This window comes from Cupriavidus sp. MPR-AND1C (assembly GCF_058809705.1).
In genome coordinates, this window is the sequence record NZ_JBXASU010000054.1 from 40121 (window position 1) to 50578 (window position 10458).

Here is a 10458-nt window from a genome sequence, read left to right on the forward strand (position 1 = left end):
GTGCGGAGCGTTTGCGGCATTGTACCAATCGGGTGATAAATTGTGAGGCGCGGCCGGGCTGCCGGCCGTGGGGCCGGCAGCACAGGACACGGGACCTACTGCGGCTTGACCAGCCCGAGCTCGCAATCGACCAGCTGATTGTTGAAGGCGCCGCGTTCGCGCGCACCGCGCGCTGACCGGTCGGTGACCGAGAACACGTAAATGCCGGCAAAGGCCACCAGCATGGAGAACAGCGCCGGATATTCGTAGGGGTAGATGGCGCGCGCATGGCCAAGCACCTGCACCCACACGGTCGGGCTCAGCACCGTCAGCACCACCGCGCTCAGCAAACCAAGAGAGCCGCCCACCACAGCGCCCCGCGTGGTCAGTCCGCGCCAGTAGATCGACAGCAGCAGCACCGGGAAATTCGAGCTGGCGGCGATCGAAAAGGTCAGGCTGACGATAAAGGCAATGGTCTGCTTCTCGAACAGTATGCCCAGCAGGATAGACAGTACGCCCAGCACGAGCGTGGTCATCCGGGAGACGCGCATCTCCTCCTTGTCGGTGGCGTTGCCCTGGCGCAGAACCTTGGCATAGAGGTCGTGCGAGATGGCGGAGGAGCCGGCCAGCGTCAGCCCCGCCACCACGGCCAGGATGGTCGAGAACGCCACCGCGCAGATGAAGCCGAGGAACAGGTTGCCGCCGACGGCATGGGCCAGGTGCACGGCCACCATGTTGACGCCGCCGATCACCGCGCCGGCAGGTGTGTGGTAGGCCGGATCGCTGGCGACCAGCGCGATGGTGCCGAAGCCGATGATGATGATCAGCGCGTAGCCGATGCCGACGATGCCGGTGGCGTACAGGATGCTCTTGCGTGCCGCCTTGACGTCGCCAACGGTGAAGAAGCGCATCAGGATATGTGGCAGGCCGGCGGTGCCGAAGATCAGCGCCAGGCCGAGCGATACCGCCGAGACAGGATCGGAGACCAGACCGCCCGGGCGCATGATGGCCGCATGCTTGCCGTGGGCCTCGATGGCCTGCGCGAACAGCGCATTCAGGCTGAAGCCGAAGCGGCTCATGACCATGAATGCCATGAAAGCGGCGCCCGCCAGCAGCAGCACCGCCTTGATGATCTGGATCCAGGTGGTGGCCAGCATGCCGCCGAAGAACACATAGACCACCATCAACACGCCGACCAGCACGACCGCCGCCGTGTAGCTGAAGCCGAACAGCAGCTCCACCAGCTTGCCGGCCCCCACCATCTGCGACACCAGGTACAGCAGCACGATGACAATGGAGCTGGACGCGGAAAATGCGCGGATGGGGCGCTGCCGCAGGCGGTAGGAGACCACGTCCGCCAGCGTGAAGCGGCCCAGGTTGCGCAGTGGCTCGGCGATCAGGAACAGGATGATCGGCCAGCTGGCGAGAAAGCCGATGGAGTAGATCAGGCCGTCGTAGCCGCTGGTGAAGACCAGCGCGGAGATGCCCAGCAGGGAGGCCGCCGACATGTAATCGCCGGCAATCGCCCAGCCGTTCTGCAGGGCTGTGATCTTGCCGCCCGCCGCATAGTGGTCGGCCACGCTGTGGTTGCTCCTGGCCGCCCAGCGCGTGACCACGAGCGTGGCGGCGACGAACATCAGGAACATGGCGATGGCGATGACGTTCATGCCCTGGCCCACCGAGCCCGGCGCCGCAAAGGCTGGCAAGGAGGTGAGCAATAGTGCCGCGCCGATGGCGCAGAGGTTGGCTTGCTTCATTTTGCTGCCCCTTGCTTGATTTCGCTGATCCGCTGGTCGTACACGGTGTTGGTGCGATGCACATACACCGCAACCAGCAGGAAGGTCAGCGCGAACATGCCGAAGCCCACGGGAATGCCCACGCTCATGGGCTGGCCCAGGGTCAGTTGCCGGCCCAGCAGCGCGGGCCGGAAGGCGAGCGTGAGGATGTAGCCGAAGTACACCGCCAGCATGATGGCGGTCAGGGCCCACGCGAACCTGCGCCGCGCGCTTACCAGGGACTGGAATGCCGGATCGGCGAGCAGGGGATTCGGTGGGGGCGCAGCGAGCGCGGCGCTTTCGCGGGCGGCTGCGGCAAAGGTGGGGGCGGTGTGTTCCAAGGTTGTCTCCGTTGGGGGCGGTGGGTCTGGCGGGAGTGCGGCGGTGCGCTCAGAAGCGCGTCGACACCGCCGTCTCGCGCATCACGGCTTCCGGCGTGCGATAGCGCTCGGCCATATGGCGGTCGGTCTCGTTCTTGAGCTGCGCCTGCATGTAGGCGCCGAGGTGGCGCGCGTGCTGGACGATGGCCGCGCCCACCTGCACGCGCTCGGCGCTGTAGCTTTCCAGTGCGGCACTGACGCTGTCATGCGCTTGCAGTGCCTTGACCAGCGCGATGGCGTCGCCCGCGGCCTTGGTCACGCCCATGCCGCAGTGCGGGCGAGCCACGAAGGCGGCGTCGCCGAGCAGCGCCACGCGCCCGAAGGCCATGCGCGGCACCTCAAGGTCGAAGATGGGCTGGAACAGCGGCTGCGCGGCCTTGGTCACGACCTCGCCGAACTGTGGCGCCAGGTTGGCCAGCGCGGCTTGCTCCATGCTGGCAAGCACGTCCGGGCGGATCAGCGCCGGCGGGATGCCGCCGGACCAGCGCTTGCCGCTGGCGTCGGTCAGCAGGTCGGGCAGGTCCACGTCTTCGCTGGTGGCGCGGTACCACACGAAGTTGTAGCGGCGCTCGCCAACCCGGGTGCTGTTGCCCTGGCCCGCCACCGGGTAGCCGAGAATCTGCTCGCGCGGCGGCAGGCAGAAGGCGAACTTCTCGAACAGCATGTCGCGCGTGGCTTTGCTCAGGCTCGTCTCGTCCACCAGGCCGCGCCAGGCGATGTACCCTGCGTACTGGAGCCTGGCCCCGGGCAACAGGTCCTCGCGCATTGCGGAGCGCAAGCCGTCCGCGGCGATGACAAGATCGGCGTGATGGATCGAGCCGTCGTCCAGCATCACCACGGCGCGGCCGGGCTCGCTGCGCACCGACACCACATTGGCGCCCGTGTGGTAGGTGCCCCCGGTGAAGGCGGATCGCAGCACGTGGTACATCTTGCCCCAAGCCGTCAGCGTTTGCGGCAGCTCACGCTGCGACAGCACGCTGCCGTCCTGGCCCAGCGTCAGCCGGGACTTCACCTGCACACCGATGGCGTCGTCCACCTCGACCCCGGCGGCGGCCAGGGCCTCGAACAATTCCGGGTGCGTGACGATGCCTGCGCCGCGCCCGGCAAGGGCTTCGGGAACGCGCTCGCATACCTCCACTTCCCACCCGCCGCGGGCAAGCAGGTTGGCCGCGAACAGCCCGCCCAGCGAGCCGCCCACGATGATGGCCTTCGGCCTTGTCGATCGGGTTGTCATGATCAGTCTCCTGCCACTTCGGGGTGGGGCGCGCGCGCGCCGTTGCCCGGGATTTCAAGGCCCGCCACCTCGGCGGCGGGGTAGTTCAGTTCGATGGTGACGCCGGAAGGGTCCTCGATGAACACCTGATGCAGGCCCAGGCTGGGGACCGTGCGGTCGCGCCATGGGATGCCCTCGGCTTCCAGCTTCGCCCACATCTGCGCCACGCCCGTGGCCAGGAACGCGATGTGGTCGAGGGTGCCGGTGCCCGCCGCCGAGGGGGCGCGGTCGCCGAGGTAGGCGGACAGCCCGCCGGGGTTGCCGGGGTCGGCGCCGATGATGTGGACCGTGCCGAAGTCACCTTCATCCCCGCCCATGTACAGCCACGCGCCGGGGAAGTCGAAGGGCGGGCGATAGCCTTGCCTGAAGCCGAGAATGCGTTCGTAGAAAGCGCAGGATTGCTCGACGTCCGTGGTGCGGATCGAGAAGTGCGCGAGCTTGCGGATGGTCATGGTTGCCTCTGTTACTCTACTATTGATCGATCGATTAGTGATCGTGTGATAAATTGTAGGGCAGCTGAAGAGAACGGCCAAGAGCGAAAAAGGGGAGGGCTTACCCTGATCGGCACAATGCTGCATGCCGGCTGCGCCACTTCTATGCGTCGTGGGTGTTCATGTGTGGCTCCAGCGTACGTGTGTATGTGTTGCATCGTAGAAGCGTCGGGGCCAGCAGAGAACGCATGTCGGGGGCAAAGGAGCGTTGCATGGGCAGCAAAGCAGGTTTGCGCTGGCATGTCATTGCGCTGGTACGGGCCGCCATCTACGCTGGCTCCATCACTTAGGCAAGGAGCCGTCATGCATCCCGTCGACATCCAGATCACCTATGACTTCATTTGCCCGTGGTGCTGGATCGGCTATCGCAACCTGAAGACGGCCATCGGGCGCATGTCGACCGAGGTTGCCCCTGCGATTTCCTATGTGCCCTACGAGCTCAACCCGGCCATGCCGCTGGAAGGCGCCGACCGCAAGGCCTATCGCACTGCGAAGTTCGGCAGCTGGGCCCGCTCGCAGGCTATGGATGTGGAGGTGGCGATGATGGGCCGGCGCGCCGGACTGGATTTCAACTATGACCTGATCACGGTCACGCCCAACACCCGGCTTGCGCACCAGCTGATGGCTTTCGCCCAACAGACCGGCGGCGCAGCCATGGTGGAAGCGTTGTTCGATGCCATCTTCGCTGCGTACTTCTCCCGCGGCGAGCACATCGGCCTGATCGATGTACTCGTGCCGCTGGCCGTATCGGCTGGTTTCGATGCGCAAGCCGTACAGGACCACCTGTCTGGCACCGACGGCGAAGCGCAGGTCGAGGTGGCGCAGGCCAAGGCGCAGCGCGAGGGGGGGCGCTCCGTGCCCACGATCCGGATCGGCAATGCCGTCATAGCCGGGGCGCAGCCGCCTTCGATCATGGGGAAGGCGTTGCAGGCGGGCGTGGCAGAGGCCATTTGATAGTGAGCGCGCAGCGCGTGCCATCGAGCAGGACGGCAAGATTTCGAGACCGCGTCTCGGGCGGCATTTCGGGAAGCCGGCATTGTTCAAGCAGGCAATGGGGGAGGCTTTGGCGCAATGCGTGCGTGCTTCAGCGCAATTCAGGCACTTGGATTGACACCTTGCCCATGCGAATCACGCGACGCGGCGATGCAGGCAGCCAGCGGATTAGAATGCTCGAACCGGCGCGCTCCACGCTGACCCGGCGCCATCCGGGCGCCGCAGCGCGCGCTTGATTGGCGACTTTCCGTATCCAGGCTTCTATCGTGACCATTCGCAGCTTCCAGGGCAAGGCCCCCCAACTCGGCGACCGCGCGTTCGTCGACCCCAGTGCCGTCGTGATCGGCGACGTAGAGATCGGCGCGGACAGCTCCGTCTGGCCGCTGGTGACCATTCGTGGCGACATGCACCGCATTCGCATCGGCGCGCGCACCAGCGTGCAGGACGGCAGCGTGCTGCACATCACGCACGCCGGGCCGTTCAATCCCGATGGTTTTGCGCTCACCATCGGCGACGACGTGACGATCGGCCACAAGGCGCTGCTGCATGGCTGCACGATAGGCAGCCGCATCCTGATCGGCATGGGCACCATCGTGATGGACGGCGCGGTGATCGAGGATGAAGTGATCCTCGGCGCCGGCAGCCTGGTGCCTCCTGGCAAGGTGCTCAAGCGCGGGCATCTCTATGTCGGCAGTCCGGCGAAAGAGGCGAGGGCGTTGACGGAGAAGGAGCTTGGCTTCTTCCGCTATACGGCGGCCAACTACGTCAAGCTGAAGGACCAGCACGTGGCGGAGTTGACGGGCGGTTGAAAGGTTGCCCGCCTGGTTCGCGGGATAGCCCGGCCGCTCGTCTCTCCCAAGCAGATCGCCGATCGCCTGCTGCTGCGCCTGCAGGATGGCGCAGGCCTGGCTCAGGCTGGCTGGTTACCAGCAGTCCGAGATGAAGATCGGTACGTTCAAGCGCCTGGGTGGCCGCGTGTTCAAGGCCAACGTGGCCTTTGACGACCATCCCACTGAACTGCGCTTCTCCGATCGCATCAGGACCGTCACCGTCGATTCCGTGATGCGATTCCTGGCGGACCGCAACGAGGGTTGGCAGGTCGTGGAAATTCCGGCGGCGCGCTAAGCCACCGGCGGGCATTTCCTGTCAGATCACCTTGCCCGGATTCATCAAGCCCTGGGGATCGAGCGCCTGCTTGATCGCCCGCATCATCGCCAGCTCCACGCCGCTCTTGTAGCGGCGGTTCTCCTCGCGCTTGAGCTGTCCCAGCCCATGTTCGGCGGAGATCGAGCCGCGATGCGCATGCACGCTGTCATGCACGATCAGGTTGATGGCTTCCGAGTTGCCGAGGAAGGCATCGTGGCTTTCGCCCACGGGCGGCGACACGTTGTAGTGCAGGTTGCCGTCGCCGAGATGGCCGAAGGTGACCATGCGCGCGCCGGGGAAGGCTTGCTGGATCAGGGCGTCGGTGGTGTCGATGAAATCGGCGATGCGCGAGATCGGCACGGCGATGTCGTGCTTGATGTTCTTGCCATCGTCGACCTGGGCGAGCGGGATATGTTCGCGCAGGTTCCAGAAGTCGCGTGACTGCTGCACGGATTCGGCGACTACCGCGTCTTGCACCACGCCGGCTTCGAAGGCAGTTTCCATCAGCGCTTCGAAGATGGCGCGCGCATGGTCTTCGCTTTCGTTGTCGGACAGTTCCAGCAGCACGACTTGGGGGTGCGGGCGGTCGAACGGATAGCGCAGTTGCGGGTAATGCGTGGTGACCAGCGACAGGCACCGCTCGGACATCAGCTCAAAGCCGGTCAGCATGGCGCCCGCGCGCTGCTGGGCGATGGCCAGCAGGGCCAGCGCAGCGCGCGGGTTGGCCACGGCTGCCAGCGCGGTGACGCGAGCGCGCGGCAGCGGATAGAGCTTCATCACGGCGGCGGTGATGATGCCGAGCGTGCCTTCCGCCCCGATGAACAGGTCGCGCAGGTCATAGCCGGTGTTGTCCTTGCGCAGGCCGCGCAGGCCGTCCCAGATCTCGCCGGCAGGCGTTACCACCTCCAGCCCAAGGCAAAGCTCGCGCGTATTGCCATAGCGCAGCACGGCTGTGCCGCCCGCGTTGGTGGAGAGGTTGCCGCCGATAGTGCAGCTGCCTTCCGCGGCCAGGCTCAGCGGGAACAGCCGCGCATGCTCGCGCGCGGTGTCCTGCAGTTGCTGCAGGATCACGCCGGCTTCCACGGTGATGGTGTTGTTGAGCGGGTCCACCTGCCGCACGCGGTTCAAGCGTTGCAGCGAAATCACCACCGAAGCTTGGTCCGCCTGCGGCGTGGCGCCGCCGCATAGCCCAGTATTGCCGCCTTGCGGCACCACGGCGAGCTTGTGCGCGTGGCAGGCGTGCACGGCGGCGGCGACTTCCTCCGCTGAGCCCGGCCGCAGCACCGCCACTGCCTCGCCCGTGTAGCGCTTGCGCCAGTCAGTCAGGTAGGGGGCCTGATCGGCGGCGTCGGTCAGCACGTGCTGCTCGCCGAGCGCGGCGCGGCACAGGGCAAGGAAGGAGTCGAGGTGCGAGGCGTTCATGGCGGTGGGTCCGGGAGGGCGGCTGCTGCGAGAGCGGCCGCGCTGAGATGGATCGGTGCGGGCTGATGGCGAGCTCGCCGGCGTGGTCATTTGCCGGGCTTGGCCGGCTGCAGGGCCTTGGCGCGGCGCTTGTAAGGGCGCAGGTAGAGGATGGTGCCGAAGAAGAACAGCAGCGTCAGCGCCACTTCGGCCCACGCCAGTGTGGACGATGGCGCACGGTCGCTGGTGGCGCGCACGATGCCTTCGGTGAAGAACAGCAGGATCAGCATCGACGACCACTGCATGGTGTAGCGGTTGCGGGTCAGCACGCCGCGCAGCGGCAGCAGCAGAGGCAGGAACTTGAGGATCAGCCACGAGCCGCCCGGGCGCAGCGGCGCCAGGAACCATTCCCAGGCGATGCACAGCACGATCAGCGCAATCAGGCTGCCGGCGCTCACGCGCCACAGGGCGGCATTGTGCAGCGCGCCGTCGCTGGCGTTAGCGGTGGACGGCGCCGTGGCGTGCGACACGTCCGGGACTTTCGGGGCGGCGCTCATGCGCGGCTCCCGCCGGCCAGGCGCAGCGCGGTCTCGGCCAGGCGCTTGCCCATGGCGCGAGCGAGCGCGGCTTCCTCCTCGGACACCGGCGCGCTGTTGTCCACGCGCGCATGGTGGCTTGGGCCGTAGGGCGTGCCGCCGCCGGTGGTGGTCATCAGCGCGCTTTCCGAATAGGGCAGGCCCATGACCAGCATGCCGTGATGCAGCAGGGGCAGCATCATGGACAGCAAGGTGGTTTCCTGGCCCCCGTGCAGGCTGCCGGTGGCGGTAAACACGCAGGCGGGCTTGCCGGTGAGGGCGCCGGACAGCCACTGGGCCACCGTGCCGTCGAGGAAGTACTTCATCGGCGCGGCCATGTTGCCGAAACGCGTGGGGCTGCCCAGGGCCAGGCCCGCGCATTCCTCGAGGTCGCGCAGTTCGGCGTAGGGCGGGCCTTGCGGGGGGATATCCGGAGCGGTGGCTTCGCTCACCGTCGAGACCGGCGGCACCGTGCGCAGGCGCGCCTGGGCGCCGGGCACGCTGTCGATGCCGGTGGCGATGAGTTCGGCCAGCTTGCGGGTGCTGCCGTGGCGGCTGTAGTAGAGGACTAGGAGTTCGGTCATGGACGGGGCTACGGCGCCTGACGGTGTAACCGGGGTGGCGCCAGGATGGAGCGGTCCCGGGAGGCAGGCCGGGTTTGTGCCTTGCGCGGCGCGCGAGGGCAATGCGCGTATTATAGTTGCGGCCTCGCCACGGAATCCGGTAAGGAGTTTGCCCCCGCATGTTAGCCGCCCGCATCGTTCGCCTGCGCAGGGAATGGAATCTGCAAAAACTACGCGCGCTCACGCGCTACGCGCTGCGCCGCGCCGGCGAAGGACGCTTGCCGCAGGTCGCGGCCAGCCTGACATTCACCACGGTGCTGGCGGTGGTGCCGGTGCTGACGGTGGCCTTCGCCTTGCTGGCGGCCTTCCCGGTGTTCCGCGAGTTCCGCAGCGCGACCGAATCCTTCCTGTTCCAGAACCTGATTCCTGGCAACGTCAGTAATTCCATCACCAGCTACCTTGGCCAGTTCGCCAAGAATGCCAAGGGCCTCACGGCGGTGGGCCTGGGTGGCCTGATGGTGACTTCGGTGCTCACCATGCTGACGGTGGAGGACGCGCTCAACGCGATCTGGCGCGTCAAGCAACGCCGCCCGCTGGCACAGCGCGTGCTGGTGTTCTGGGCCGTGCTGACGCTGGGCCCCGTGCTGATTGGCGCCAGCCTGTCGATCAGCTCCTACCTGATCTCGGTCTCGGCTGGTTATGTCGGCACCATGCCGTTCGGGCTGGGACTGGTGGTCGGCCTGACGCCGGTGCTGCTGTCGGCGGTCGCTTTTGCCTTCCTTTACACGGCCGTGCCCAACGCCAACGTGGAGTGGCGCGACGCGATCGCCGCCGGGCTGGTGGCAGCGCTGGCCTTCGAGCTGGCCAAACGCGGCTTCGGCTACTTCGTCACCCATATCCCGACCTACACCGCGGTCTACGGCACCTTTGCCGCGCTGCCGATCTTCCTGCTGTGGATCTACCTGAGCTGGCTGGTGACGCTGCTGGGTGCCACCATCGCCGCCAACCTGCCGGTGATCCGGCAGGGCTACTGGCGCCGCCGCACCTTTGCTGGCAGCGAGTTCTTCGACGCGCTGGGCGTGCTCTACCTGCTCTATCGGGCGCGGGATGAAGTGCCGCGCAGCGTCGGCGAGCTCGACCTGGGGCGCAAGCTGCGGGTGGAGGCGGACTACCTGGCTGGCCTGCTCGGCAAGCTCAAGGGCATGCATCTGGTCGGCAGGCTGGCGCAGGATCGCGGCCAGGCGCACTGGGCGCTGCTGTGCGATCCGGGCCAGGTGACGCTGCGCACGCTGCACGACCGGCTGGTGCTGAACCTGCCGCGCTTGCCGCGCACGGCGCTGGCGCAGCAGTTGCGGGGTGCCGATGCGCTCAAGCAGGTGCTGGACAACCCGCGCCTGGACCAGCCGCTCGAGGCCGTGTTCCGGCGCCAGCAACAGGACCAGCAGGACCAACAGGCGCAAACGCAGACCGGGACGGCCGCCCAGGAACGCCCCGCCGATTCCGCGCGGCGCACCCTGGAGGTGGTACCGCCCGGCTGGCACGGCCAGGTCTGAAGGCCTCGCAGGCCTAGAAGGGAATCCTGCCGCGCCAGATATCGCCGTACATCACCCAGTCGCCCATCAGGCTGTAGAGCGGATGGCGGAAGGTGGCGGGCCGGTTTTTCTCGAAGCCGAAATGGCCGACCCAGGCGAAGGCATAGCCGGACACCGCGGCCGCTGCCAGCCACCACCAGTTGCCGCTGAGCAGGAGTGCAAGCAGGCACAGCAATGCCACGGTGGAGCCGGCGAAATGCAGGCGGCGGCAAGTGGGGTTGCGGTGCTCGTTCAGGTAGAAGGGGTAGAAGGCGGCGAAATTCTCGAACTCACGGGGGTGGGCCTGGGGC

At 66.9% G+C, this 10458-nt stretch carries 11 protein-coding genes and 1 pseudogene; 4 read left to right on the forward strand and 8 right to left on the reverse strand.

Annotated features, from left to right (window positions below; translation table 11 throughout):
• Positions 1 to 95: 95 nt before the first annotated feature.
• From actP to AC1RWI_RS25030, 4 genes are read right to left on the reverse strand one after another with little or no spacing between them, the layout of a single operon-like run.
• Positions 96 to 1736: a cation/acetate symporter ActP gene (gene actP, locus AC1RWI_RS25015; protein WP_492869415.1), complete on the reverse strand. Its 1641-nt coding sequence runs from the start codon at positions 1734 to 1736 to the stop codon at positions 96 to 98.
• Positions 1733 to 2095 (reverse strand): DUF485 domain-containing protein, encoded by a 363-nt coding sequence (locus AC1RWI_RS25020; RefSeq protein ID WP_043344978.1) that lies wholly within the window; start codon positions 2093 to 2095, stop codon positions 1733 to 1735. Before AC1RWI_RS25020 ends, actP begins: the two co-directional genes overlap by 4 nt.
• A 49-nt stretch (positions 2096 to 2144) precedes the next feature.
• On the reverse strand, positions 2145 to 3368 hold the full coding sequence (locus tag AC1RWI_RS25025) for an FAD binding domain-containing protein (RefSeq protein ID WP_043344980.1): 1224 nt from the start codon (positions 3366 to 3368) through the stop codon (positions 2145 to 2147).
• A gap of 2 nt (positions 3369 to 3370) precedes the next feature.
• Positions 3371 to 3859 (reverse strand): VOC family protein, encoded by a 489-nt coding sequence (locus tag AC1RWI_RS25030; protein WP_043344981.1) that lies wholly within the window; start codon positions 3857 to 3859, stop codon positions 3371 to 3373.
• A gap of 342 nt (positions 3860 to 4201) precedes the next feature.
• Between AC1RWI_RS25030 and AC1RWI_RS25035 the strand changes: the two genes are divergently transcribed.
• The 3 genes and pseudogenes from AC1RWI_RS25035 to AC1RWI_RS25045 form a co-directional block, all read left to right on the forward strand.
• Positions 4202 to 4852 carry a DsbA family oxidoreductase gene (locus AC1RWI_RS25035; protein WP_043344982.1) on the forward strand — a complete coding sequence of 217 codons (651 nt, stop codon included), beginning with the start codon at positions 4202 to 4204 and terminating at the stop codon, positions 4850 to 4852.
• 305 nt (positions 4853 to 5157) lie between these two features.
• Complete coding sequence (locus AC1RWI_RS25040) at positions 5158 to 5700, forward strand: gamma carbonic anhydrase family protein (protein WP_043344984.1); 543 nt, start codon at positions 5158 to 5160, stop codon at positions 5698 to 5700.
• Positions 5701 to 5788: 88 nt separating this feature from the next.
• A pseudogene (locus AC1RWI_RS25045) lies at positions 5789 to 6016 on the forward strand (DUF2145 domain-containing protein); the annotation flags it as partial.
• A 21-nt stretch (positions 6017 to 6037) separates the two neighbouring features.
• Here AC1RWI_RS25045 and AC1RWI_RS25050 read toward each other — a convergent pair.
• The 3 genes from AC1RWI_RS25050 to wrbA all read right to left on the reverse strand — a co-directional run bounded on the left by AC1RWI_RS25050 (position 6038) and on the right by wrbA (position 8597).
• Positions 6038 to 7459 (reverse strand): FAD-binding oxidoreductase, encoded by a 1422-nt coding sequence (locus AC1RWI_RS25050; protein ID WP_492869419.1) that lies wholly within the window; start codon positions 7457 to 7459, stop codon positions 6038 to 6040.
• An 86-nt stretch (positions 7460 to 7545) separates the two neighbouring features.
• Positions 7546 to 7995: a DUF2069 domain-containing protein gene (locus AC1RWI_RS25055; RefSeq protein WP_082054815.1), complete on the reverse strand. Its 450-nt coding sequence runs from the start codon at positions 7993 to 7995 to the stop codon at positions 7546 to 7548.
• The gene (wrbA, locus tag AC1RWI_RS25060; RefSeq protein WP_043344989.1) at positions 7992 to 8597 is read right to left on the reverse strand and encodes an NAD(P)H:quinone oxidoreductase; all 606 of its coding nucleotides are present in this window, start codon (positions 8595 to 8597) and stop codon (positions 7992 to 7994) included. The genes AC1RWI_RS25055 and wrbA overlap by 4 nt, the downstream gene beginning before the upstream one ends.
• 158 nt (positions 8598 to 8755) lie before the next feature.
• Between wrbA and AC1RWI_RS25065 the strand changes: the two genes are divergently transcribed.
• Positions 8756 to 10129 (forward strand): YihY family inner membrane protein, encoded by a 1374-nt coding sequence (locus AC1RWI_RS25065; RefSeq protein ID WP_043344992.1) that lies wholly within the window; start codon positions 8756 to 8758, stop codon positions 10127 to 10129.
• Positions 10130 to 10142: 13 nt separating this feature from the next.
• On the opposite strand, the gene AC1RWI_RS25070 is transcribed toward AC1RWI_RS25065, so the two are convergent.
• Positions 10143 to 10458: Mpo1-like protein (locus AC1RWI_RS25070; protein WP_492869422.1), on the reverse strand; the 316-nt coding region annotated here is incomplete at its 5' end.